This window comes from Candidatus Chlamydia sanziniae (assembly GCF_001653975.1).
Lineage (GTDB): Bacteria > Chlamydiota > Chlamydiia > Chlamydiales > Chlamydiaceae > Chlamydia > Chlamydia sanziniae.
On record NZ_CP014639.1, the window covers coordinates 27668 to 51816 of the forward strand.

A 24149-nucleotide genomic window follows, 5' to 3' on the forward strand; every position below is an offset into this window, starting at 1 on the left:
CAGGAAAAAGGAGTGAGCCATGATTGCCGCTATCTATTCTTTTTTAGATTACCTACAAAACATCAAATCTGCCTCTCCCCATACGTTAAGAAATTACTGTATAGATCTGAATAAACTAAAAAATTTTTTAGAAAAGAAAGGAAACCTCTCCACTTTACCCCCAATAACCCTATCACGCATACAACGCAAGCAAGGAGACCTCCCTTTTACGCTGTTCACAAAAGATCATTTACGTCTGTATGTTTTAGAACTTATAGATACTGGCAAAGCAAAGCGCACAATTAAACGTAGTCTTTCTGTGATTAAAAGTTTTGCACAGTACTGTAGAACACACAAACTCCTCTTAGAAGACCCTGCGCGCAACATTCAGGGACCACGTCTGCCCAAAGAAATTCCTTCTCCTCTGACTTATGCGCAAATTGAAGTTCTAATGGCCATTCCCAATCTCTCCAAATATACCGGATTACGCGATCGCTGTCTTTTAGAGCTCTTTTATAGTTCTGGGCTTAGAATCAGTGAGATTGTTGCTATTAACAAGTGGGATATAGACTTTTCCTCAAACCTTATTCGCGTGCGGGGGAAAGGGAAAAAAGAACGTATCATTCCGATTACCCCGCATGCGGCTCAATGGATACAGACTTACCTGAGTCATCCTGAAAGGGCTGCGATAGAACAAAAAACCCAATCTCTCTTTCTTAATCGGTTTGGTAAGCGTTTAACTCCACGCTCTATTGATAGAAAATTCCAGGAATATTTACGCAAGTCTGGACTTTCAGGTCGCATTACTCCTCATACGATTCGCCATACGATAGCAACGCATTGGTTAGAAAACGGTATGGATTTAAAGACAATCCAAGCGATTCTTGGCCATAGTTCTTTAGAAACCACCACGATTTATACTCAAGTCTCTATAAAATTGAAAAAACAAACACATCGAGAATCCCACCCTCATGCTTAATAGAACAAGGCAAAGCTCTTGTGCTCTAAGAAGTACTTTGCTATGCTAGATGCCATGAGCATTGTATTAGATAAAATTGGCAAATCTTTAGGCACTCGTATTTTATTCGATGATGTGTCTGTAGTTTTCAATCCTGGGAACTGCTATGGTTTGACAGGTCCTAATGGCGCAGGCAAGTCTACACTGTTAAAAATCATTATGGGGACAGTAGAGGCAACAAAAGGTTCTATTTCGCTACCTAAAAAAGTGGGAATTCTGCGTCAAAATATCGATAGTTTTCGTGATATCACTGTTTCAGATTGCGTGATCATGGGAAACTCTCGACTTTGGGAGGCTTTACAACATCGTGATATGCTTTATTGTGAAGAGTTTACTGATGAAATTGGCATGCAGCTCGCAGAAATTGAAGAGGTAATTGGCGAAGAAAATGGTTATCGTGCCGATTCAGAAGCTGAAGAACTTCTAACAGGAATTGGTATTTCTTCTGAACTTTTTGATAAGAAAATGCAGACAATTCCTATAGATTTGCAATTTCGTGTTCTCTTATGTCAAGCACTTTTTGGTCATCCAGAAGCTCTCCTTCTTGATGAACCTACGAACCATCTTGATCTATATTCCATCAATTGGCTAGCTAATTTTTTAAAGAGTTATAATGGAACTGTAATCGTGGTGAGTCACGACCGTCATTTCCTAAACACCATCACCTCACATATTGCAGATATTGATTACGATACAATTATCATTTATCCTGGAAATTATGATGCGATGATAGAGATGAAAACTGCTTCTCGAGAACAAGAGAAAGCAGATATTAAATCTAAGGAAAAGAAAATTACTCAACTCAAAGACTTTGTAGCTAAGTTTGGAGCAGGATCCCGCGCTAGCCAAGTGCAATCGCGACTAAGAGAAATTAGGAAACTCCAACCTCAAGAGTTGAAAAAGTCTAATATTCAGCGTCCGTATATTCGCTTTCCTATTTCGGATCAATCTTCAGGTAAAGTAGTTTTTTCCTTAGAGGAGATTGTAAAAAACTATGATGATAATGAAGTGATTCGGCCATTTTCTCTTGAAATCTACCAAGGAGATAAGCTTGGCATTATTGGAAATAACGGCTTAGGGAAAAGTACTTTCATGAAATTACTTGCAGAAGTTGAGGAACCTTCTTCTGGATTGATAAAATTAGGGCATCAAGCTGTATGTTCATATTTTCCACAGAATCACGGAGATGTCCTAGCAAGCTGTGGTCATGAAACTTTATTTGAATGGTTACGCAATCGCAAAACAGGGATCAATGATCAAGAAATTCGTAGTGTACTTGGGAAAATGCTTTTTGGTGGGGATGACGCATTTAAACAGATTCACGCATTATCTGGGGGAGAAACCGCACGTTTGCTTATGGCAGGGATGATGTTGGAAAATCACAATGTTCTTATTCTTGACGAAGCGAATAACCACTTAGACTTAGAGTCCGTCTCTGCTTTATCCTGGGCAATCAATGATTATAAAGGCACGGCAATTTTTGTTTCTCATGATAGAGGTCTTATCCAAGATTGTGCTATGAAACTGCTCATTTTTGAAAAGGATAAAATCGTATTCTTTGACGGAACTTTAGCAGAATATACTACGAGTCATCGACAATTGACTTAAATGTAGTGTTAAAATAGCAAGTATACATTTTTTGGGGATCCATGCCATTACCGTTTGTTTTAGGATCTTCTTCTCCAGGAAGAAAAGTTATTTTAGAAGACTTGGGGTTATCTTTTACCACTGTTTCTCCGCAATTTGATGAAAGACAAATGGATTGTCACGATCACCCCACTGTGTACACACAAAAACTTGCTTTATACAAAGCTTTTGCTGTCGCCCACCAGATAGAAGATCCTGAAGCTTTGATAGTCACTGCAGACACTATTGTAGTCTATCAAGGACGTGTTTTCAATAAACCTAAAGACAAACAAGAAGCTATAGACATGCTGAAGATTCTTAGGAATCAAACACATTCCATAGTGAGTAGTCTTGCGGTACTTCAAAACCAAAAAGTTCTTACGGGTTCTGAAGTTTCTTTGGTCTCCTTAACAAACATTCCAGATGACTACCTAGAAGCCTATATTGAGGCTGCAGGCACTTTAAATACATGTGGTGCTTACGATATTCGACGTAAAGGTGCTTTAATAGTGCAGAAGATTGATGGATGTTCTTATAATGTTCAAGGACTTCCGATTCAAACACTGAAACACTTGCTGCTGGGGTTTAACATTGATTTATGGAGTTACGTTATCTAATCTTTTTTGAATTATTATTTTTTATTTTTCCTTTAGCATTGCTAGGAAATTTCCCTGAGTCTGTAAGTCATAAAATTCTTTATACTAGCACACAATCTCCTCAGGAAGCATTGAGTCATTACATCCAAGCTTTGGATACTTACTGTGACCATGATTTTTTTATCTTAAGAAAAATTGCGGAAGATTGTTTAAAACAAGGATTACGCTCTTCAGATCCTTATATCAGGAAAAGTACGATTATTGGAGCGGGGTTGGTAGGATCTTCAGAAGCTTTAGATATTCTTACAGAAGCTATGGAAACTTCAGACCCATTGCAGCAGCTGCTAGTTCTTTCTGCAGTATCTGCACATTTAAGTAAAACTTCTGACGAATTGCTTTTTAAAGCTCTTGCTTCTCCTTATCCTATAATTCGTTTGGAAGCTGCTTACCGCCTTGCAGGATTAAAAAATACTAAAGTTATTGACTATCTTCGTGCTTTTATTTATCAGCTTCCCGAAGAAATTCAATGCTTATCGGCAGCTATTTTTCTTCGCCTTGAAACTGAAGAGTCTGATACTTATATTCGCCAACTTTTATCTTCAACTAAAAGTACTATTCGAAGTACGACAGCAGTACTCATTGGAGAATACCAACAAAAGCGCTTTCTTACTACCCTACGCAACCTATTAACAAGTACATCCCCGCAAGATCAGGAGGCTGCTCTTTATGCCTTAGGGAAACTAAACGATGGTCAAAGCTACTATGCAATAAAAAAACAACTCCAGAAAGCAGACCCAGATGTTGCACTGGCTGCAGCACAAGCTTTAATAGCCCTAGGCAAGGAAGAAGATGCTCTTTCTCTACTAGAAGTACAGGCTCGAGAAGAGCGTCCACGTGCCCTGTATGCCATCCGACAACTGTCTCCTGAGGTGGGGATCCCAATTATACTTCCTATATTTCTAAAAACAGAAAACAGTGAAGCTAAATTAAATGCTGCGTTAGCCTTGTTGGAAACAGGCAGTGACCATCCGCAACTTTTAGAGTATATTACTGCTTGGCTGATAGAGCCACATTATAGCACAGCTTTAATGCCTACCTTTTCTAAAGGACGTGCTTTACAAAGTTGGAAGTGCGTCCCCACCGTTTTGCCACACAATCCTATGGAAAGGGCAAAAGTTCTTGCTACCTATCAAGCGATTGAGGAGCAAATTCTTGCTTTCTTATTTCGTCTTCCTAAAGAAGCCTATCTACCTTGTATTTATAAACTTTTAGCAAGTCAGAAAACACAGCTGGCAGCCACAGCTATTTCTTTTTTGAGTCATACCTCGAATCATGAAGCTATTGCACTACTTTCCAAGGCAGCGAGTCTTCCTGGAGAGCCTGTAATTCGTGCTTACGCAGATCTTGCTCTATATAATCTCACTAAAGACCCGGGGAAAAAACTATCGTTGCACCGTTATGCACAATATTTAATTCAGGAAACACTATTATTTATCGATACTGAAGAGCAAAGCCCTCGTCCCTATACTTCTTATCTTCGCTATCAAATAGCTCCTGAAAGTCGAGCGAAATTAATGTTGGATATTTTAGAAGCTCTTGTAGCTTCTAAATCTTCCGACGATATTCGTCTATTAGTGCAGCTTATGACCCAGGGGCATGTGAAAAACTTTCCTATCTTAGCAGGATTGCTCATGAAAATCGTGGAGTAAACAGAACACTTGTATATGAAATGTTATCTCCCCGCTTTTTTTCTTTTTGCCTTTCTTTTTACATCTCTGCCCCTAGATGCTTTGACTTATAAAGAAGCTGAGAAGAAAAAAAACTCTTATCTGAGCCATTTCAAAGGAATGACAGGGATATTAACCATAGAAGATGGTGTAGTGAATGTTCATAGTAATCTAAGGATTCAAGCAAATAAAGCCTATGTAGAGAGTGCCAAAGAGCGTGGGGTCAAGATCATCGCCCATGGAAATGTGATGGTAAATTATCGAGGGAAAACACTCGTCTGTGATTATCTAGAATACTACGAAGACAACGACTCGTGTCTCCTTACTAATGGGCGTTTTGCGATTTATCCATGGTTTTTAGGAGGTTCTATGATTACCTTAACTCCTGAAACCATCCTTATCCGTAAAGGTTATATTTCCACTTCGGAGGGGCAAAAAAAAGATCTTTGCCTTTCTGGGGACTACTTAAAGTACTCGTCAGATGGCTTGCTTTCTATAGGCAAAACCACATTGAAAATATGTCATGTCCCGATACTTTGCTTGCCTCCGTTTTCAATCATGCCCATGGAAATCCCCAAGCCGCCTATAAATTTCCGCGGGGGAACAGGGGGATTTCTTGGCTCTTATTTAGGGATCAGCTATTCTCCAATCTCAAAAAAATATTTTTCTTCTACTTTCTTCTTAGATAGCTTTTTCAAACACGGCATTGGCATGGGGTACAACATGCACATCTCGCAAAAACACGCTCCTAAGAATATTTTCAACATAAAGAGCTACTATGCCCATAGACTTGCTATCGATATGGCAGAAGCTCATGACCGTTATCGCCTGCATGGAGATTTCTCCTTTACTTACAAGCATGCCAACTTCGCTGGCACTTACCACCTGAGCGATAGCTGGGAAACTATTGCAGATATTTTCCCTAATAATTTTGCACTAAAGAATACGGGTCCTACTCGTGTAGTCTTTACCTGGAGGGATAAATATTTCGAAGGAAGTCTAAGATCTTCTTTACAAGTCAACTCTTTTCAAAATGTAAATCAAGAATTTCCTTATCTTATCCTCAAGCAATATCCTCTCCATCTTTGCAATACAGGAATCTATTTTGAAAATCTTTTAGAATGCGGGTATTTGAATTTTGCTTTTAGCAATCGTATTTCAGGAGAAAATTTTTTTTCCTTACGAGCAGCAACTTCTCCAAAAATTTATAGGACTTTTAAGCTCCCTCTAGGCACCTTAACTCCTACACTCTCTGGATCGATAATTTATTATAGCCATGTTCCTCAAGATACTTCAAATCACTACCAAGCCTCGGGTAAACTCAAGCTTGACTACCGTTTCTCCGCACATAAAACTTACCTACAAAAGCATCATGTTATAGAGCCCTTTATCTCCTTTATGACAACCACCCGTCCTCTTATTAAAAATCATGAACATTACATCTTCTCTCTTCAAGATGCCTTTCATTCTTTACATCTTCTACAAGTGGGTGTGAACTCATCAATATTCAGCAGGGTTATGCTCTCACAATCTCAAATATTTGCGAAACTTTGGACTACCTATATTTTCAACAACACTACAACTAAAGAGACCTTTCCTAAAACAGCAGGCAAGATGATCCTTCCCTTAGGGAAGAAAAATACTCTATCTGCAGATGTAGAATGGATATGGAAAACACATTGTTGGGATCACCTAAATGTCCGTTGGCAATGGATTAATAATGATCATCTTGCCATGACTTTGGAAGCTCTCCATAGAAGCAAATATAGCTTAATTAAGTGTGATAGAAACAACTTTATTTTGGATGTGAGTCGTCCTTTGAAAGAACTCCTCAACTCTTCATTATCAGATCGCAGAAATCTTATTCTTGGAAAATTATTTATTCGTCCTCATCCGTGTTGGAGTTATTACCTTTCCTTACGGTATGGCTGGCATCGCTCACATACTCCGAATTATTTAGAATACCAAATGATTCTTGGTACGAAAATTTTGGAACACTGGCAGCTTTATACTGTCTACGAACGACGTGAAGCGGACAATCGCTTTTTCTTCTTTTTAAAACTGGATAAATCTAAGAAATTTCATAAATAGCACCCCCATTTTCCCAGAGCAAAATATAAAAATAGTGACTTTAGGCAAGCACTAGGAGACCAAACTACTTTTATCGAGGTGGGTATTATAACGACGTTTAATTTTTTCTAAAAAAGTTTTAAATTTTTTTGGATCTTTAGGTTCTTCCATACGATCAATATAAAGTATGCCATGAAGATGATCTGTTTCATGCATAACGATACGTGCAGGGAAACCCTCTAAGGTCTCTGTAAACATTTGTCCTGTAAGGTTCATAGCGGTAACGGTAACTTGAGCAGGGCGAACAACCTCCCCTCGCAATCCGGGAATAGAAAGGCACCCTTCTTTACCTAGGACGAGTTGTTCCGCAAACTTAGACAATACAGGATTGATAAACACTTTTGGAAATTTAGAAAATATTAATTCCCCTTCTTCTGTTTCTCCTTCCACACACATGACAAATAAGCTTAAGCTTCTTCCTACTTGTGGAGCTGCCAACCCTACACCTTTATGTGCCAACATCGTCTCATACATATCACGAGCAAGATCCTGAATATCTCCTGTGATTTCTGGAATCAAAGCGGCCTTTTGTCTTAAAATAGGGCTACCATAGTATTCTAATCGTCTAATCATGAGTTTTGCAAACGCTTACATCATTATAATCCCGAAGATATACCGGGCATATAAGTCGATTTCCTTTTCTACGAATTTTATATTTTCGCACATATCCCTTGTCAAAGGCAATAATATACTTGTCAAACATAATAAATAAAAAAATTCATTCTATTTGTTATCTTCGTAATTTTTTAAAAAAACACTCACAACACAATTCTATGCATCTACATCTTAAATCAAACTAAGCAAAAATTATTTATACAATAGTGTAAGTATGAGAGAATTCAGAGTGGTAACTAGTTTTCTTGCTCTACAACTGTTTCCTGTGCAGAAGTCTGAAGAACATCGCCGTCACTAACGTTTAGAGAAAACTCTGTAGCGTCTAATTTTTTTCCTAAAAGGGAGGTGGAAAATGAAAGAAGTAAGCAACCAAGACAAAAAGCTACAGCACACCACGAAGTGATTTTTTTCAATATATCTGGAGTAGAAACACCAAATACAGAATCTCCCGAATCAACGCCAAACGACGAGCCTAGTCCCATGCTCTTACTTTCTTGTATTAAGATTAGGCCACAAAGAATTCCACATAAGAGAAGAAAAATGAATAGAAATGTGTAAAACAAAATCGTCATAGTACTCCCCTCACTTAAAACACTCATTAGAATGACATACATTCTGTTGTTATTTTAATTACTATACAGTTTGCATATTCCTTTAGGGCTTTAGATTTGCCTTCCATAAGTCCATTAAGAAAGTCCATCACTCCTAGCTACGCATTTGCCTATCATTCTCTTACAAAATCCAATTATTGACTATGTGAAAAATCGTCGTACGAGAAAAACAACAGCTGGGTTACTTTTAGAAATTTTATTATCTTTACATATACTCAAAGCAAAAAATCTGGGAAAGGATAAAGAAAAACCTAGGGGGTTCCCAAAAAGAATCTGTGTTTCAAGGTTTTTTTTCAGAAAGTACATTAGCAGAAGGAATATGAACAGTTAGACCCTCAATAGAAGAGAGAATCTTATGAGGATTACGCTTCTCTCTTCCCTGGGGACAAATCCTGAAGTTAGCTTAGGCTAGCTAAGTCATTAAACATTTTCTTAAAAACAAAAATTTTTAGCGACATGAAAAAATTGTTGTGGGTCTAAGGAAGCACCGCCTACTAACAGTCCATCTACATCGGGACACGCTCCCAAGCTCTGAGCATTTTCAGCTTTTACTGATCCACCATAAAGAATAGAGATCCGTTCGGCTTCATTTTGAGAAAACTTACGTGCCAAAACTTGGCGGCAGAAAACATGGACGCGTTGCACATCAGTGGCTAAAGCTACCTTGCCCGTGCCAATGGCCCATACAGGCTCATAGGCAATCACGATCTCTGTATTGTTAGATACACGCTCCAACCCTAAGAGGAGTTGTTCTTGCAATACGGCTTCTGTTTTTCCCCGTTCCCGTACGTCTAAGCTCTCCCCAATACAGAGGACAGGCAAAAGATTTGTTTGCACTGTAGCTTCAACTTTAGCAGCAATAAAAGCATCATTTTCAAAAAAGATATGACGACGTTCTGAGTGGCCCAACAAGACTAGATCTACATGCCATTCCTTCAACATGGGCAAAGAAATTTCTCCTGTAAATGCTCCTGAAGTTGCTGAATAGACGTTTTGTGCTCCCAGTAAAAGAGAAGAACGCTCTTTGGCGATTTCCTCAGCACAAATACTTAAAGCAGTATACGGCGGGAGAATACCGACCGTACAAGACACAGGATCTTCTTTCAGCAATGAAGAAAATACAGACAGGTAAGTTTTAGCATCTTGAGCGGTTTTATGCATTTTCCAATTTCCCAAAACATAACGCGTACGTGCCATTTTTCATCTCCTGATTTCTCTCTTCCTTAATAGGATTGATGATTTTTTGATAGTTTTCTATAACAAAGTACTCTACCATTAATTAAGTGGCGTGCTCCAAAGAGTTATTCATGTCCATACCTACTCAACCTGTCGCTTATCTAACAGAATCCATAAAGACTCTGCTTGAATCTCATTTTTATCATATCGTTGTAAAGGGAGAACTTAGCAATGTCTCTTTACAGCCTAGTGGACACCTCTATTTTGGGATTAAAGACAGCAAAGCATTTCTTCATGGTGCTTTTTTTCATTTTAAAAGTAAGTACTACGATCGTCGTCCTAAAGATGGGGATGCTGTTATCATCCACGGCAAACTTTCCGTCTATGCTCCACGAGGTCAATACCAAGTTATTGCTCAAGCTTTGGTGTATGCAGGAGAAGGAGATCTTCTGCAACAATTTGAGGAAATGAAAAAGCGTCTTACTGCAGAAGGTTATTTTGCTAAGGAGAAGAAAAAACCTCTTCCTCTTGCTCCCAAATGCATTGGAATCATTACCAGTCCCACAGGTGCCGTTATTCAAGATATTTTGCAGATACTTTCACGACGTGCCTACAATTACAAAATCTTAATTTATCCTGTTACTGTACAAGGAGATTTAGCAGCACGAGAAATTTCCCGAGCCATTGAGGTCATGAATACTGAAAGTCTTGCCGATGTACTGATCCTCGCTCGTGGGGGCGGAAGCATTGAAGATCTTTGGGCATTTAATGAAGAGATCGTTGTTAAGGCAATTCATGCAAGTGATGTACCGATTCTTTCTGCTGTGGGTCACGAAACTGACTATACCCTATGTGATTTTGCTGCGGATGTAAGAGCTCCGACTCCCTCTGCTGCTGCTGAGATCGTTTGTAAAAGTAGTGAAGAGCATATTCAAATTTTAGAGGGATGTTTACGCCATGTACTTTCCCATTCACGTCAATTTCTCAGTGCAAAACAACAACAGCTGTATCCTTGGCGACGATTTCTAGAACGTGCTGAGTTTTACCGCACAGCACAACAACAGCTCGATTATGTAGAGCTTGCCGTAAACAAGGAAATGCAAAGCAAGGTAGTCTATTACCTTCAGCGTTATGAACACATATCACGTTGGCTACAAGGAGATCTGATTTCTAAAACACGCTACCGTCTGCGCGATTTGCAGAAGATGTTATCTCAAGCCTTTTATCATAAACTTTTTTCTATCCGCGCAGCTTTTTCTCAATTGAGAAAAAGTTGTAGCGCTCCTCGACATCCCCAACGTTATGCACAACAACTCGTTCTTTGGCAGCAACAATTACATTCCTCTCTTCTAAGACACCAACACTATCAACAACAAGCTTATGCACATAAACAAGCTTTATTCAGACATGCACAAGAGACTCTGAAACAAGAAGTTTTTGCTCATAAACACACTGTAACCTTGTTAAATAAACGGCTAGCTTTCCGTGTTACCCATATCGTACAGAATCAGAAGCAACATTATGCCAATGTAAAAGAAAGTTTTACTCTGGCTTGGCAGCGACGTAACGAAGTGTATCGTGCTTGGTACCATGCACTTAGAGAGAATCTTTACTCGTTAAATCCGAAAAATGTTTTACAACGAGGATATGCAATGCTCTTTGACTTTAAAGACCAATCCGCTATTATTTCCGTGAGTAATTTAAAATTAGATGCTCGTATAAGAGTGCAGCTACATGATGGAGAAGCTCTCCTTACTGTGATAGAAACCTCTAGTTTTACATCTGTGAAGTCTTAGCTATGGAAGAAATTCCTTTTGAAAAAGCCATGCAGCGACTAGAAGAAATTGTAGATTTAATGAATCAGTCTACAACTTCGTTGGATGCTTCCTTGGCACTTTATGAAGAAGCTGATGTTTTAATGCGCATTTGCGAATCTCGAATCCGCCAGGTAGAACAGAGAGTTCGTGAGTTGTCGGATAGGCGCCACGAAGGTTCTACTCATGAGGAGGAAACCCTTGTTCCTTAGGTAAGCAAGCATGGCGCAATGTGATTCCATAGATTCTGTACAAGAGATACTGATTCTGGAACAATCTCTCGAAACTCTTGGCTCCCTTGACATAGCTTTGGCTACATATGAAAAAATGTTTTCTTTGATTTATCAAAGTTTGAATAGGGCTTTACGCAAAGATCAGCAATGTTATTTATTATCTGTGCAACCTGATGGAGGTCTTGTTAAAGATGCTTTAGGGAGTCCTGTGGTACAAATATTTTCTATGAATTTTGAATAGTTAAAGCAACGAGCATGCGATCCTTTCCTCTTTTAGATCAAATATTTTCTCCTAAAGATCTTAAAAAGCTTTCAGCAACACAGTTGCCACAGTTAGCTGAGGAAATTCGTGAACGTATTCTTTCTGTATTAGCACAGACAGGGGGACACCTCGCATCTAACTTAGGAATTGTAGAGCTCACCATTGCTTTACATTATGTATTCTCTTCTCCAAAAGATAAATTTATCTTTGATGTAGGCCATCAAACCTATCCCCATAAACTCCTCACAGGAAGGAACACGTCAAAATTTGACAACATTCGCCATGACGGGGGTCTGAGTGGGTTTACCAATCCTTTAGAAACCGACCACGATCTTTTTTTTTCTGGTCACGCAGGAACAGCGTTATCCCTAGCTATGGGAATAGCAAAAACCACCCTGAAAGAATCCCAGACCCATGTCATTCCTATTCTTGGCGATGCTGCGTTTTCCTGTGGTCTTACGCTAGAAGCATTAAATAATATCTCTGCTGATCTTTCGAAATTTATTGTCATTTTGAATGACAATAACATGTCAATATCCAAGAACGTTGGAGTAATGTCGCAGATTCTCTCCCCGTGGATTCATCATCCTACGATAAATAAACTCACAAAACAAATTGAGAAGTGGCTGACTAAAATTCCCCGTTATGGTGATAACCTAGCTAAGCGCAGCCATAAAATCTCCCAATCCTTTAAGAATTTTTTCTGTCCTGCTCCACTCTTTGAGCAATTCGGATTATCGTATGTCGGACCTGTGGACGGACATAATTTAAAAAAACTCGTTACTATTTTACAAGCAGTGCGCGACCTTCCTTTTCCTATTGTACTGCATGTATGCACAACAAAAGGCAAAGGGTTGGAGCAAGCTCAGGACAACCCTACGAAATACCACGGTGTCAGCACCAACTTTAATGTTCAAGAGCCTACAAAACACCTTCCCATTGTCAAGCCTAAAGCTTCTTTCCCTAATATCTTTGGACAAACAATTTGCGAACTTGGAGAAGTGTACCCACGTCTTCATATCGTCACGCCAGCAATGTCTTTGGGATCATGCCTTGAGGATTTCAAGAAGCGGTTCCCTGAGCGTTTTTTTGATGTAGGCATTGCTGAAGGCCACGCGGTCACTTTCTCCGCAGGAATTGCCAAAGCTGGCAACTCCGTGATTTGCTCTATATATTCTACGTTTTTACACCGTGCTTTAGATAATGTTTTCCATGACGTGTGTATGCAAGATCTTCCTGTAATCTTTGCTATTGATCGTGCGGGGTTAGCCTATCATGATGGACGGAGTCATCATGGGATTTATGATATGAGCTTTCTACGTGCTATGCCACGCATGATTATCTCCCAACCTAGAAGCAGCATTGTATTCCAACAATTGCTCTACTCTGCACTCCAATGGTGTGCTCCCTGTGCGATCCGCTATCCTAATGTACCTGCCTCTCTTCAGGACCCCATCAGCATTGATGCACGCCTTCTACGTTCCCCGGGGACTGCAGAGATTCTCTCACAAGGCGAAGATATTTTAATTATTGGCCTAGGGATTTTATGTTTCACTGCTCTATCCATTAAACATCAGCTTCTCGCCTATGGTATTTCCGCTACCGTCATTGATCCTGTCTTTATAAAGCCTTTAGACAAAGACCTCTTCAGTTTGCTACTCATGAATCATACAAAAATTGTCATTATAGAAGAACACGTAATCCATGGAGGGCTTGCTTCAGAATTTAATGATTTTGTTGCAGTATGTAGTTTCAAAGTCGACCTTCTTCATTTCGCGCTCCCCGATACATTCCTATCTCATGGAGATAAAGAAAGTTTACTGAAAACTGTCGGACTTGATGAAGTCAGCATACTTAACCGCATTTTGACATATTTTAACTTCCGAACAAAAAAGCATATCTTCGGAGAATTGCACGTCTAATTTTGTTTTCAGCCAGTCAGTCAGAGATACTAAGAAGTTCGCTTTTTTAGCGTGGGAATCATGATAACACAAAATATATGCGTGTCCTACTGGCCTATATTTCTAATTCCGTAGATAGTTTCTCTTGCAGAGAAATGCGTCACAAAGAATGTAGAAACTGAAAGAGTGTGAGGTAATCATGAAGACTCAAAATCTCAGGACGGGCCTTTTCAGGAAGTCCAAGCTCATGAAGTGCACGACTTACCTCATCTTTAGAATAGAGATTTTTCAAGGTATTTGTAAGTAGCTTTCTTCGTTGCTGAAAAGCAGTTCGGGTTAAAGCAAAAAAAGGGACTAAGAGCATCTCAGGCAATGGAAATATCTTTTTTACCACCATATGGATAACAGCGGAGTAAACTTGAGGCTTAGGGAAGAAACAGGAAGGGCTCACTTTAAACGCATAGCGCACTTCAGCAAAAAATTGCAGAAAGAGAGTCAAAGAACCATAATCCTTACTTCCGGGTTGTGCAGTAATGCGTCTGGCAACTTCATCCTGCACCATGACTGTTAAGGTAGTCCATAGGTGAGGGGCTTCTAAGAACAATTTTGTAAGTAGAGGCGTAGTAATGTGGTAAGGAAGGTTAGCTATGACTCTTCCTTTTCCTTCCCAGCCTTTATTTTTAAGATCGTTAAGCGAATATTTACGGGCATCAATAATTTCAAAAACAAGTGGAAGTTCTTCCAACACGGGAAGAAATAGTGGATCTTTTTCCAAAGCTACAATGCGAGCGCCTTGGGAAATAAGTTCTTCTGTAAGAGCTCCGAATCCAGCACCAATTTCAAGAACCCAATCTCCAGGTGTAAGTTGAGATGTGGCGACAATTTTCTTCACAATATTTTTATCGACTAAAAAATTTTGTGACAATCCTTTTTTTGGTTTCCCTTGTGCTTCGGTAAGGAAGCGACACAACTTCTCACGAGAACTTCTCGACATGTAAAGATTCCTAAAGCAGGGAAAGGAGGGGGGGAGCTTCTTCAGAAAGCAGTTTAGCAATCATAGAGGCATCGTAACCATAACGGTTGCGTAATTTCTCTTTATATCGTTTCTCTAGACCTTCGGCCTCCATAACAAAAAGATGCTGCTTAATCCTAGGTTCCATAACATCCAAAGATTCTATAGAAGCTATAGATTTGTCTAACAACACATAGATCTTAAATCCAGATTTGTGTGCCCTAGGAAGACTACAAAGCTTGTCGGGATAGGAAATTTCTTCTAATGCAATTCTGTGACTTTTCGAGAGTTCCTGTTCCTTACGACAAAATTCCTCGGAGCAGACCATCTGTCCGCCTTGAGAAAGCACTAAAGCAGATAAACGTTCTTTATCCCAAGTCTTTGTTTCATTCAACCGAGTGAACACCTTATCCGCGATTTGGCTGGCTAAAGATTCTGTGTTTGCCTTAAGGGTAACTACGCGATATTTCCATACAGGGGTTTGGGCAGCCTCTTCAGATAGCTGGTTGTAGTGTTCACGAATTTTTCCCGGGGTTATTTTCAACATCGCCTTAGAACGGACCATCATTCCCACAACCCTTTGTGCTGTGAGTGTACGTTCCATCACCTTAAAAATGTCTTCGGGAGTCATATCAAAATGGACATAGAAAGAAGAGAGATCTCTACCAAATATCTCTTCGATTTCCTGGTTGACAATTGTAGGATCGATACCGATTTTTTTAACTTTTGCATCCGCAACCATGAGAAACTCGTCAATTACAGACTCTACGACTACAGGCCACATAGTCGTATAATATTGCGAGCGTGCAGGAAATGAATCTATAAGATGAGGGTAAGAAGTATAGAAAAGCAGGTTTAACTTTTGGATCACATCTAATGTAGTGACGACAAGGTCTTCATTAACTTTAAATAAAACGCGGTTATGGATGACTAGCCCTGAGGGATCAGCCTCCTTCTTAGAGTCAAATACATTTTCATAACTTGAAGACACTGCAGAAGTTTCATTGCTGTATCCTATGGGGAATCCCAGCGAACAGATCAGACCCACTAAAGACAGGATACTCAGGGTTTGCTGTAATTTCATAACTTACTACCTTGGATTTTTCATCTACCTAAGGACTTACTATAAGGGATTATCCAAATTTTGACCACTTAGAGAAGCATCTTTCCCTGCTTGGAGAAAGAAAGAGAACCTTTAAGATGATGCTAGGTACCTACGGAAAGCTTCAAGATCTTGAAACTTTCTTCCTTGATTCGCGTCTAAAACATAAAGGATAGAAGTGGTTTGGTTTTCCTGGGGAATGAGACTGTGTTCATATTTGGAAAGGACGGTTTCTAAAATGTCTTTGTCTTTTTTTGTCATCCAGACTATGGAAATGTGGGGAAGAAAAAGTCCGGAAAAGCACTGGAAGATTGCCTTGCGATCGTGTTCATTTCCCAAGGAAATAAGAATTTTTTTATGTTGTCGGGAAAAGTAATTCTGTGCTGCCAGAAGATGACCTAGAGAGGAAAATTTATGCGTATGCCAATAGGCTTGTGCGAGCTGTAAGATCTCTTCAGCATGGGTAAAGTAATGTTTTTTTTCTGTAAGGAGATAAAGAGAAAGTAGCCCTTCACATACCAAAGCATTTCCCGAGATGGACTCTCCATCAGCAAAAGGAGATTGTTTAATTAACAACGTGGTATCCTGTCCATCTGTACTGTAAAATCCTCCGCCTTCTGCACGAAAAGAAATCAATACTTCCTGCATAAGTTCCTCTGCAAAACTCAACCAACAAGCTCCGCAGCCAGATTCGTAGAGAGCCAACGAACCTAGGATTAAAGCACCATAATCTTCTAACCCTCCCCGATACTTGGCTTCGCCTTCTCTCCACCGACGCAATAGAGTAGGATGCTTGTATAGAGAGTCGCGGACAAACTTTCCACATTTCTCCGCAATGTGGATATAATGAAACTCTCCCAGCAAACGGCCTGCATGAGCCAAAATATAAATCATCCAACCATTATTGAAAGACAACGATAGATCATCTTTTAATGGAAGAGTTCTCCGATCTCTAAGACTTTTTAAAATTCCTTGGAGTTTTTCTAGCATCTCTTCAAATTCTTCAACAGAACAATGATATTTCTCCGCAATTTCCTTAAGTTCAATATGCGCGGGGATATGAAGAATGTTCCTTCCATTACAGAATCCCTCACGGGAAATGCCATAATATTCACAGAAAAGTTCAGCATTAGGACCTAGAGCATTACGGATTTCTTCTCCTGACCATGTATAGAAATTTTTTGCTTCACCTCCCCAGTTTTCCGCTTGTTCCGAATTATAGAATGTCCCTACGTCCCCATCATAAAGTTCTGAAAGGATATAGGAAAGCCCCTGCTGTCCTATAGAGTAATAACTCTCTCTCTTGGTATAGGCCCAAGCTTCTAAATAGTTCAAAGCCATAAGAGCATTATCTATAAGGCGTTTTTCAAAACAGGGAATTAACCATTTATCATCTATGGTATACGTATACACCCCACCACCAATATGATCTCGAATTCCTCCTGCAGCAATCCTAGTTAAAGAGCGCTCTGCAAAAAATATGCTACGGCTATCTTGATATTCATTTCCATATCTTAAAAAAAATCTTATCAATAATCCGGGAGTACGTTTAGGGAAGGCTTTTATGCCTCCATAATGACCATCGATATCGTGATATAAAGCTTCTACAGTTTGACGCAACGCGCTCTCTTCTAAAAGTTCCTTTCTGAAACATCCCTCTAAGAATGAGGCAATTTCCGTAACTTTCATCGCCTGATGAATAAGCATGTCTTTTTCTTCGCTATCTTCCCACATCAAATGGAGTTTATCGATCACTTGGGGAAATGAGGGAAGGCCAAGTTTTCCTTCCACTCCGATATAATTTATAGAGAAAAAAGGCAAAAGGTCGGGTGTGAGGAAAACATTTAAAGGCCAAGCAGTTCCCTCTTGCTGTCCTCCAGATACTGAAAGCATCTGAGCCAAATCACAATACAGCTTAGCAATGTGAGGAAGTTCTTCTTTATCTACTTTGATATTAACAAAGTACTCATTCAACATCGCAGCCACTTCAGGGTTTGTATAGCTCTCCTGGAGCATAACCCTGCACCACCGTGATTGTGTGCAACCTATAGATAAAAAAATAGGTTTATCTTCAATTGCTGCGATGTGAAAAGCTTCGGGCCCCCAAGGATACCAATTCACAGGAGTATGAGCGTAGAGAAGCAAATAGGGGGATTTTTCTGCGATGAGCTTATTCGTATACAAGGGTTCGGACATGGTATAATAAAAAAGTAAAAGTCTATATTCTATTTTAAATTAAAAAATACACTTTTAATATCTTTTTTAAATAAATATCCTATTATTATTTAATAAATCTTTTATTTAGAAATCTCTAACCATTTCTAGTCCCTTTTTTCGGTATAAAGAAGAGCTTGAAAAATATAATGCCCTAAACATAAATACATTAAGCAACAGTCTCCTCCTTAAATGAAAAACAAGAATACGCATCCCCTTTCTTGAGATTTTGCGGCGTAAGAAAAATGGCTTTCTCTTGATTTCCTACACCAAGATTCTCTACACTACATTGGAGCCTAAGGAAGAGTGGCAGAGTGGTCGAATGCGTCTGATTCGAAATCAGAAGTTCTTGTAAGGAACCGGGGGTTCGAATCCCTTCTCTTCCGAACCTTGTACCTACCAAATAACATTAGAGAAAACCTGAACTTAACACAATGAAGACACTTGAGGTAAGCAATAAGGTGTACCATTTTCAAGTTGATGATTAAAAAAACTATTCAGGTATGTTTCCAATAACAGAGGGTGCTATAGAATTTAACAACATCATATAGTAATCATCAGAAAAACACTTCAGAAGTTGCTCCCACTGGATGACAGTAAGCCTGGCATCATAGTTTTCTACGCGTTTTACTGCCGGGGTATAGAGTATCCCTACATAGTAAAGATCTGCCCATCGGCAGGCGATTTCTACAGATTTCAAGCGATTCTCATCGGAATCTACGTAAACAATTTGTTTAGGATACACTGACAATGTATCTAAGAAAGCTGTTAGCACTTCATCCATAGATAAACCATTAATCATGCTTCCTGTAAACAAAACGTTGTTTTCTATTGTCATCACTTTCATAGGCGTATCTTGAGTTTTGACATGAGGAATGATTCCCTCGCTCTTTTGTATTGCTGTGCAAGAAGTGAAGTCTAATCCCAAAGACTGCAAAACACTTAACGTTCTACTTACAAGAGGAAGTGGGCGTATGGAGATTCCTAAGATATAGGCCGACGTGGATGCTAATTGTAAAAAAAAAGAAGAAACCTGGGGATGGACAAGTTCATAATCTGCTAAAAAAACAATTCCCATCCACTCACACAATGCTTTCTCTTTAGCGTTAGCGGCTGTCATATCAGCCATCAATTCCTGATTTCTATGATTGAACCACACTGTTTGCCCCAGCATCTGCTTAGGAAATACTAGAGAGTCATCGATACCAAGGCAAATTAAACTGCCTTCTTTTGCATACCTATGCACTACTTGAATATCAGAAACTTTGATTATCGTAGCTTCAACAAGAGGTTCACGACATAAACACATTCCTAAGGCAATCAGAAGACAACATCGCATAATATATCATCGCAATATGAACAGCGACATTGTATAGGGATGGAGTTTAGGAGCAAATATTTTTTTTATAAAGCAAGAATATCTTAGAAATCAGGGATTTCTTTGTTTAAATTTCGAGAATAGAGCATCGAAAAAAGGGCCCTAAACATCCTCAGGGGGAGAGAGAGAATGTTTAGGGCTTATTTTGAATCATAACTATTTAACTATTTCTAGGAAGAGAATCTAACGCTAACTGTGCGATCTCATCTGAAATTATCTCCAGAGCCTGTCTCTCCTGCATTTCAGCAGCTGTAGAATATGGATACCTATAAGAGAAAAGGCTCTCAGTGGCTGGGTAATACACGAGTCCTATGAATTTTAATCCTTGTTTCACACAAGCCGCACCCAAACTTCGAATGACTCCGGGATCATCACTCAAAAAAATCACTTTTTTCACAGTGAGGTTCAACTGAGTCCTTAGCTGTTGGAAAGCATCTTCTACTGAAGTTCTAGCACAAAAAAGCACACCTTGATAAAATAGAGCGGACATTGAAGGCAACGGAAAAGTTTCTAAAAAGAAGTTTACCAATGACACAGAATTTTGAGAAAAATCTAACTTCTGTTGTAATAAGCTTTGAATGGTAGTAAAAACAGCATTAGGGCCAAGAAAAGAGATTCCCAATACGCGACAAGGAAAGTCTTGAATAAGGGTGGCGAAGTGTTGCGGAATGGTTTTCTCTAAACATACTCTCTTTCGAAAAGTATCTATAGCGAGTTGTTCTTCTCTTGTACGTTTTTGGGCTTCAACATCATCTTTATAGATTTGTGTTAATTTTACGCGGCGTTGCTCATACCACGCAGGACTTCCAAAATGGCGATGTTGCAATAACCCACGATCTACATCAAAACAAATCAAAGTGTCTTTATCTTCATGTTTCAGATAAGGAAAGACTTGGTTAAAAGAATAGATGATTGATATGGAAATTTTTTTGTTTTCATTACTTGCTTCTATAGGAGCGCAGAGTATGTTACCAATTCCGAAGACTATTAGGCTAAAATTCGCGATTTGTTTTCGAAATCCTAACATAAGCACCCATAAGCAAATCCAGGACCCAAAGTTTATAAATTTTTTTTAAAAAAACAATAAGAAAAAATCCAGTCTAGGCTTTTATTTTCTTGATACGTTATCAAGAAATCTTAAACAATTTTAAGAGAAAACCTTAACATAGAAAGCACAAAACTTTTTCTTTTGGTGGTTGAATTCCAACAGCAATCTTAAATCTTATAAAAAATATAGGAACAGTATGGACTTGAAAAAATTTTTTACAAAATCATTGCTTCAATTTATTCAAATTTCAAAGAAAGTGCCCAAAATATATGTAGACAATGCTCTCGCCCTTTTCCCAGTCATTCTGGACAGCTATTTCATGTACGAAGCCTATACATTAGAAAATGCTCCACCTTAATTTTCTCTGCCTTACTCTAATAAAGAGACGGTTAGAAAATTCTAAAAAACTTTGGGACAAAAACAACGGGGCCTATGAACCTGGCCTCTCTACTTTCTCATAACAAAGCTTGCTTAGAAATTTCTCGTTGTTCTTCCCGAGCAAATCCATAGCTTGTTATATCCAATAACGGGCTAACAAACACAAGCGTCTAACAATAGTGAAATAAACTAAAACAATTTTTAAAGGGGGTGTACTATGGTTTTCCCGCATTATCCTATATATCATCATTCTTTGTATTATCATCTTAAGGACCCGTCTGATGAATGGATGCAAATTAAGGACTGCCGCCGGGGTGGATGGATGCCAGTTACAACAATAATAGAAGACGATCCTGGAGAAGGGACAAGCTCCTCTGTACAAACACCACAACCTTCTTCAAGAAAAGTAACCAAAAAACCACAATTGCAAACTAAAGAAAACTTAATCAAAGCAATACAGAATACAGGAATAGCAATGCAAAGTATCCTGTCAACTGAAGACGACCTGCAAACACAAAGTGAGGGTTGCGATTATAATACATGCTCAGACAGATGTGATAGGCATTGTGGTTTTTTCGGACGTTTCATTTGTGGATTGTATAAGAACTGTTGTATGAATCCCACAAGCAATGTTCCTGAAGTAGTTAACAACTTCAATACAAAGTATGGTCCGGTTGCTGTTAATACAGCTGCTAAAAGCATGCGCTTGAACCTACGCAAACTCACACTAGATGGAACTTCCCTAACAGAAGAGCAAATAGAGAATTTTAACCAGTGTTGCCAAGATACTAAAGATGGCCTTCAAGGGATTTTATTACAATGTACCCAGAACCTCTGGTATAAAGGAGTTGAAAGCGTATCGGCCCTTGAACTAGACAGTCCTTTCATAAGAACATGCCTCGAAGTCATAGCAGGAAGAAGTTGGGAGCATCCTAAAAAGCCCTCCCCTCCCATACCTGACTGTTGGATAATTGAAAAACAGCCTTCCCCTACAACAGCGCAGCCCTCCTCTTCCACAGGCTCAGCAACAGCAATATTCTCTCAAGAAGAAAACATATTAACAGATACTCAATGTAGATATACAAAATACAAATCAAAACCACTGGAAAAATATCTAGAAAACTTACAAGTCATGAACCTAAAAACAGGAGATACAGGTCCTTTGGGTCCTTTCTCTTATCTACTAATATGCATGATGAATACTTTCCTACAGAAAGTAAGCAAAGACTCATCCTCAGGAGGAAGCCTCTTTTATAATCTCTGTGATTTTAGGAACACAATCGTTATTCTCTTAATAGGCCTAGGCTACGTTCCTTTAGATCAGAAAGGCTTATCTCAAGTAGAGCACAATAATCCCGCTGATCCTATTGTGAAGTTATTTAGACAAATGCAATATTGCTACCATTCGCAGCGCTTATTGTCTACACGCTCTAAATGTGTTTTATCGCGTAAGTTTAGCTTTGAGACATTAACACCTGCTGAAAATTTTAAAAAAAATGTAAATTTAATAACGTCAGAGGAAAGCAGCGATGAAGATGAAGATACAACTCTAGAATACCGCCTTCTAGAATGTTCACAACATGTAACTTCGTTATTCTTAGGTCTCTATGGCGACCCGCTGAGTTGATCAACCTCTCAATCAAACCTATAGGGAACATTAAACTCGGTTGTTCAGGATATTTTTAGAAAATTTTTCAATTTACGTCTTTCTTCAGAAGCCTCTAGACAATGAATCGCTTTAAAAGCCAGGTAAGTTTAAACCGCTGTTTTTGTAAGAATTTGTACACCAGAAAATATAAAAAGAAATTTCTTTCCCCTAGTTGTATTTTTTGTAGAGAGCTCGTCATTTCCACTCAATATCAACAACTTGATTCACAAATATTCAGTTAGATTGTACCATATTTTGGAACAGGTCAGTTAAGCTTTTGCCTATTTTCACCAAGATTTCTAAAAAAATTCTCAAGGAGAAATAATCATGTCATGTGGATTTCCTAATCTAGATTGTTATTATCGCGAACAACACGACAATAATCCTGAGCAGGTGGAAAACATACCTCTTCAACCCGTAACTCAACAACCGAAGTCAAGAACTAGGGAATTCGGGTTTTCGCTGGGAGAGACCACCCTATTGGATATAATATCTGGGGGTGGAAAGATATTATCAAACTTACTTAATTCGAACCAAGTACAGCGCACCGGGCGGTATTGTGATGACACTTGTTCTCCTTGGTGTGAGGAAACTTGTCCTCGTGGGTTAAACTGGCTTTGGCATTGCTGTTGTATCTGTCTTCTCAATCCGCCCATGCTTCCTGATGAGGATTCTCTAGCATTGTATTTGCAAAGTTTGAGAGAAAAATTCGGGCCCATTTGTCTTTATCAGGCCCTCTGCAAATGCTCAGGTATCTGTGAGAAGGTACAGGCCGAAGGACGCCCACTCTCTGATAGCGAAAAGAACCAATTAGAAAATGCTTGTCAGCAGGCACAGGGGAACCTGAAGTCACTGGTATCTAAGAATATGGGAAACACGCTAACGGAACTATTAAGCGATTCAGGTAAAGCTCCAAATCCTGATAGCCCCCTCGTGTCTGCCGTAAGACAGGCGGAAATATCCCCTAGACCAGGAGAACCCCCGGTATGTTGGATTCTACAGCCTCCCTCCCCAGGAGAAGGGGAGCCTACCGCTCCTACTTCCGTGCCCGATATTTCTCCTTCTCACTACAATCCAGATTGCCGTTCTACATGTAAGTTAAATCCTAGAAAATTAGAGAAAAATTTATCTCACCTTCAAGTTACATGTCTCTATGATCCTAGCTATCAGGGTCCTTTAGGACATGTTGGAGCTAAATCCGTAGTCGCAACTCTTTTGAAAGCTTTAGTAGCACTTATACATGACCATACGGATCTCTTTACGATACCTGGCGTAGGACTCAGCCTCGAATTAAATGTATTCAACTCACTTCTTCTGCTATGTCTTCTTATTCAGGGATACCTCCCTCTAGATCCTTTAAGTGGGGAAACACCATTTGACCCTGACGATCTGAATAACCCTTGGACAAAAGTATTAAATCAATTGATAATGAAGTTAAAAATCAGTGACAAAATTAAAACCGGCCGGGGTGGTAGTCTAGAATCTTTAGTTGCTGACTGTGGTTTTTCTTCTACAGATCATTCAGATGGTGCTACACTAGGGCCAACCCCTAAATCAGATGACAATGACAATAACGATGTTTGTTGGAATCCTCAAGAGCAAGAACGACTACTACAACAAGCAATAAAAACTCAACATATATTCTTAGGTTAATCTATGCGCATGTGGTTTTGGGGAGGAG

Annotated in this window: 19 protein-coding genes and 1 tRNA gene; 12 read left to right on the plus strand and 8 right to left on the minus strand. The window is 39.2% G+C overall.

Annotated elements, in window-relative coordinates; translation table 11 throughout:
- The first annotated feature begins 19 nt into the window (after nucleotides 1-19).
- The 5 genes from Cs308_RS00140 to Cs308_RS00160 are packed head-to-tail and all read left to right on the plus strand — an operon-like array spanning nucleotide 20 to nucleotide 7037.
- Nucleotides 20-958 carry a tyrosine recombinase XerC gene (locus tag Cs308_RS00140; protein ID WP_066481184.1) on the plus strand — a complete coding sequence of 313 codons (939 nt, stop codon included), beginning with the start codon at nucleotides 20-22 and terminating at the stop codon, nucleotides 956-958.
- Nucleotides 959-1012: 54 nt separating this feature from the next.
- Entirely contained in the window at nucleotides 1013-2605 is a 1593-nt protein-coding gene (locus tag Cs308_RS00145; protein ID WP_066483289.1) for an ABC-F family ATP-binding cassette domain-containing protein, read from the plus strand.
- Nucleotides 2606-2646: 41 nt separating this feature from the next.
- A complete protein-coding gene (locus Cs308_RS00150) occupies nucleotides 2647-3240 on the plus strand; it encodes a Maf family nucleotide pyrophosphatase (protein WP_066481186.1) in 594 nt (197 codons plus the stop codon).
- Complete coding sequence (locus tag Cs308_RS00155) at nucleotides 3222-4928, plus strand: HEAT repeat domain-containing protein (RefSeq protein WP_066481189.1); 1707 nt, start codon at nucleotides 3222-3224, stop codon at nucleotides 4926-4928. The genes Cs308_RS00150 and Cs308_RS00155 overlap by 19 nt, the downstream gene beginning before the upstream one ends.
- 15 nt (nucleotides 4929-4943) lie before the next feature.
- Nucleotides 4944-7037, plus strand: a complete 2094-nt coding sequence (locus tag Cs308_RS00160) for a CT351 family outer membrane beta-barrel protein (protein WP_066481191.1) — start codon at nucleotides 4944-4946, stop codon at nucleotides 7035-7037.
- A 51-nt stretch (nucleotides 7038-7088) separates the two neighbouring features.
- Here Cs308_RS00160 and def read toward each other — a convergent pair whose 3' ends face one another.
- The 3 genes from def to tpiA form a co-directional block, all read right to left on the minus strand.
- Complete coding sequence (gene def / locus Cs308_RS00165) at nucleotides 7089-7649, minus strand: peptide deformylase (RefSeq protein WP_066481200.1); 561 nt, start codon at nucleotides 7647-7649, stop codon at nucleotides 7089-7091.
- A gap of 278 nt (nucleotides 7650-7927) precedes the next feature.
- Nucleotides 7928-8263: a preprotein translocase subunit SecG gene (gene secG / locus Cs308_RS00170; RefSeq protein WP_066481201.1), complete on the minus strand. Its 336-nt coding sequence runs from the start codon at nucleotides 8261-8263 to the stop codon at nucleotides 7928-7930.
- 471 nt (nucleotides 8264-8734) lie between these two features.
- Complete coding sequence (gene tpiA, locus Cs308_RS00175; protein WP_066481203.1) at nucleotides 8735-9499, minus strand: triose-phosphate isomerase; 765 nt, start codon at nucleotides 9497-9499, stop codon at nucleotides 8735-8737.
- Between the two features lie 110 nt (nucleotides 9500-9609).
- Between tpiA and xseA the strand changes: the two genes are divergently transcribed.
- From xseA to Cs308_RS00195, 4 genes are read left to right on the plus strand one after another with little or no spacing between them, the layout of a single operon-like run.
- Nucleotides 9610-11274, plus strand: coding sequence for an exodeoxyribonuclease VII large subunit (gene xseA, locus Cs308_RS00180; protein WP_066481205.1), 1665 nt, complete (start codon nucleotides 9610-9612; stop codon nucleotides 11272-11274).
- A gap of 2 nt (nucleotides 11275-11276) precedes the next feature.
- A complete protein-coding gene (locus Cs308_RS00185; RefSeq protein ID WP_066481206.1) occupies nucleotides 11277-11504 on the plus strand; it encodes an exodeoxyribonuclease VII small subunit in 228 nt (75 codons plus the stop codon).
- Between the two features lie 10 nt (nucleotides 11505-11514).
- Nucleotides 11515-11766 carry a hypothetical protein gene (locus tag Cs308_RS00190; RefSeq protein WP_066481207.1) on the plus strand — a complete coding sequence of 84 codons (252 nt, stop codon included), beginning with the start codon at nucleotides 11515-11517 and terminating at the stop codon, nucleotides 11764-11766.
- Between the two features lie 14 nt (nucleotides 11767-11780).
- The gene (locus Cs308_RS00195; protein ID WP_066481208.1) at nucleotides 11781-13709 is read left to right on the plus strand and encodes a 1-deoxy-D-xylulose-5-phosphate synthase; all 1929 of its coding nucleotides are present in this window, start codon (nucleotides 11781-11783) and stop codon (nucleotides 13707-13709) included.
- A 139-nt stretch (nucleotides 13710-13848) separates the two neighbouring features.
- On the opposite strand, the gene rsmA is transcribed toward Cs308_RS00195, so the two are convergent.
- From rsmA to Cs308_RS00210, 3 genes are all read right to left on the minus strand, one after another.
- Nucleotides 13849-14682 (minus strand): 16S rRNA (adenine(1518)-N(6)/adenine(1519)-N(6))-dimethyltransferase RsmA, encoded by an 834-nt coding sequence (gene rsmA, locus Cs308_RS00200; RefSeq protein WP_066481210.1) that lies wholly within the window; start codon nucleotides 14680-14682, stop codon nucleotides 13849-13851.
- A 10-nt stretch (nucleotides 14683-14692) separates the two neighbouring features.
- Nucleotides 14693-15784: a hypothetical protein gene (locus tag Cs308_RS00205; RefSeq protein WP_066481212.1), complete on the minus strand. Its 1092-nt coding sequence runs from the start codon at nucleotides 15782-15784 to the stop codon at nucleotides 14693-14695.
- Nucleotides 15785-15895: 111 nt separating this feature from the next.
- On the minus strand, nucleotides 15896-17998 hold the full coding sequence (locus Cs308_RS00210) for a thioredoxin domain-containing protein (protein ID WP_066481215.1): 2103 nt from the start codon (nucleotides 17996-17998) through the stop codon (nucleotides 15896-15898).
- Nucleotides 17999-18316: 318 nt separating this feature from the next.
- Here Cs308_RS00210 and Cs308_RS00215 point away from each other — a divergent pair.
- Nucleotides 18317-18402: transfer RNA gene (locus tag Cs308_RS00215), tRNA-Ser, on the plus strand.
- Nucleotides 18403-18509: 107 nt separating this feature from the next.
- On the opposite strand, the gene Cs308_RS00220 is transcribed toward Cs308_RS00215, so the two are convergent.
- Both Cs308_RS00220 and Cs308_RS00225 read right to left on the minus strand, forming a co-directional pair.
- Complete coding sequence (locus Cs308_RS00220; RefSeq protein WP_066481218.1) at nucleotides 18510-19355, minus strand: DUF2608 domain-containing protein; 846 nt, start codon at nucleotides 19353-19355, stop codon at nucleotides 18510-18512.
- 199 nt (nucleotides 19356-19554) lie between these two features.
- Nucleotides 19555-20421 (minus strand): DUF2608 domain-containing protein, encoded by an 867-nt coding sequence (locus Cs308_RS00225; RefSeq protein ID WP_066481221.1) that lies wholly within the window; start codon nucleotides 20419-20421, stop codon nucleotides 19555-19557.
- A 616-nt stretch (nucleotides 20422-21037) separates the two neighbouring features.
- On the opposite strand from Cs308_RS00225, the gene Cs308_RS00230 reads away from it, so the two are divergent.
- Entirely contained in the window at nucleotides 21038-22447 is a 1410-nt protein-coding gene (locus tag Cs308_RS00230) for a hypothetical protein (RefSeq protein ID WP_156506717.1), read from the plus strand.
- 348 nt (nucleotides 22448-22795) lie between these two features.
- Nucleotides 22796-24121 carry a hypothetical protein gene (locus Cs308_RS00235; protein WP_066481225.1) on the plus strand — a complete coding sequence of 442 codons (1326 nt, stop codon included), beginning with the start codon at nucleotides 22796-22798 and terminating at the stop codon, nucleotides 24119-24121.
- The last annotated feature ends 28 nt before the right edge of the window (nucleotides 24122-24149 follow it).

Coding starts and splice junctions, on each gene's coding strand:
- Cs308_RS00140 (WP_066481184.1), top strand. CDS start 20: ATGATTGCCGCTATCTATTCTTTTTTAGATTACCTACAAAACATCAAA.
- Cs308_RS00145 (WP_066483289.1), top strand. CDS start 1,013: ATGAGCATTGTATTAGATAAAATTGGCAAATCTTTAGGCACTCGTATT.
- Cs308_RS00150 (WP_066481186.1), top strand. CDS start 2,647: ATGCCATTACCGTTTGTTTTAGGATCTTCTTCTCCAGGAAGAAAAGTT.
- Cs308_RS00155 (WP_066481189.1), top strand. CDS start 3,222: ATGGAGTTACGTTATCTAATCTTTTTTGAATTATTATTTTTTATTTTT.
- Cs308_RS00160 (WP_066481191.1), top strand. CDS start 4,944: ATGAAATGTTATCTCCCCGCTTTTTTTCTTTTTGCCTTTCTTTTTACA.
- def (WP_066481200.1), bottom strand. CDS start 7,649: ATGATTAGACGATTAGAATACTATGGTAGCCCTATTTTAAGACAAAAG.
- secG (WP_066481201.1), bottom strand. CDS start 8,263: ATGACGATTTTGTTTTACACATTTCTATTCATTTTTCTTCTCTTATGT.
- tpiA (WP_066481203.1), bottom strand. CDS start 9,499: ATGGCACGTACGCGTTATGTTTTGGGAAATTGGAAAATGCATAAAACC.
- xseA (WP_066481205.1), top strand. CDS start 9,610: ATGTCCATACCTACTCAACCTGTCGCTTATCTAACAGAATCCATAAAG.
- Cs308_RS00185 (WP_066481206.1), top strand. CDS start 11,277: ATGGAAGAAATTCCTTTTGAAAAAGCCATGCAGCGACTAGAAGAAATT.
- Cs308_RS00190 (WP_066481207.1), top strand. CDS start 11,515: ATGGCGCAATGTGATTCCATAGATTCTGTACAAGAGATACTGATTCTG.
- Cs308_RS00195 (WP_066481208.1), top strand. CDS start 11,781: ATGCGATCCTTTCCTCTTTTAGATCAAATATTTTCTCCTAAAGATCTT.
- rsmA (WP_066481210.1), bottom strand. CDS start 14,682: ATGTCGAGAAGTTCTCGTGAGAAGTTGTGTCGCTTCCTTACCGAAGCA.
- Cs308_RS00205 (WP_066481212.1), bottom strand. CDS start 15,784: ATGAAATTACAGCAAACCCTGAGTATCCTGTCTTTAGTGGGTCTGATC.
- Cs308_RS00210 (WP_066481215.1), bottom strand. CDS start 17,998: ATGTCCGAACCCTTGTATACGAATAAGCTCATCGCAGAAAAATCCCCC.
- Cs308_RS00220 (WP_066481218.1), bottom strand. CDS start 19,355: ATGCGATGTTGTCTTCTGATTGCCTTAGGAATGTGTTTATGTCGTGAA.
- Cs308_RS00225 (WP_066481221.1), bottom strand. CDS start 20,421: ATGTTAGGATTTCGAAAACAAATCGCGAATTTTAGCCTAATAGTCTTC.
- Cs308_RS00230 (WP_156506717.1), top strand. CDS start 21,038: ATGGTTTTCCCGCATTATCCTATATATCATCATTCTTTGTATTATCAT.
- Cs308_RS00235 (WP_066481225.1), top strand. CDS start 22,796: ATGTCATGTGGATTTCCTAATCTAGATTGTTATTATCGCGAACAACAC.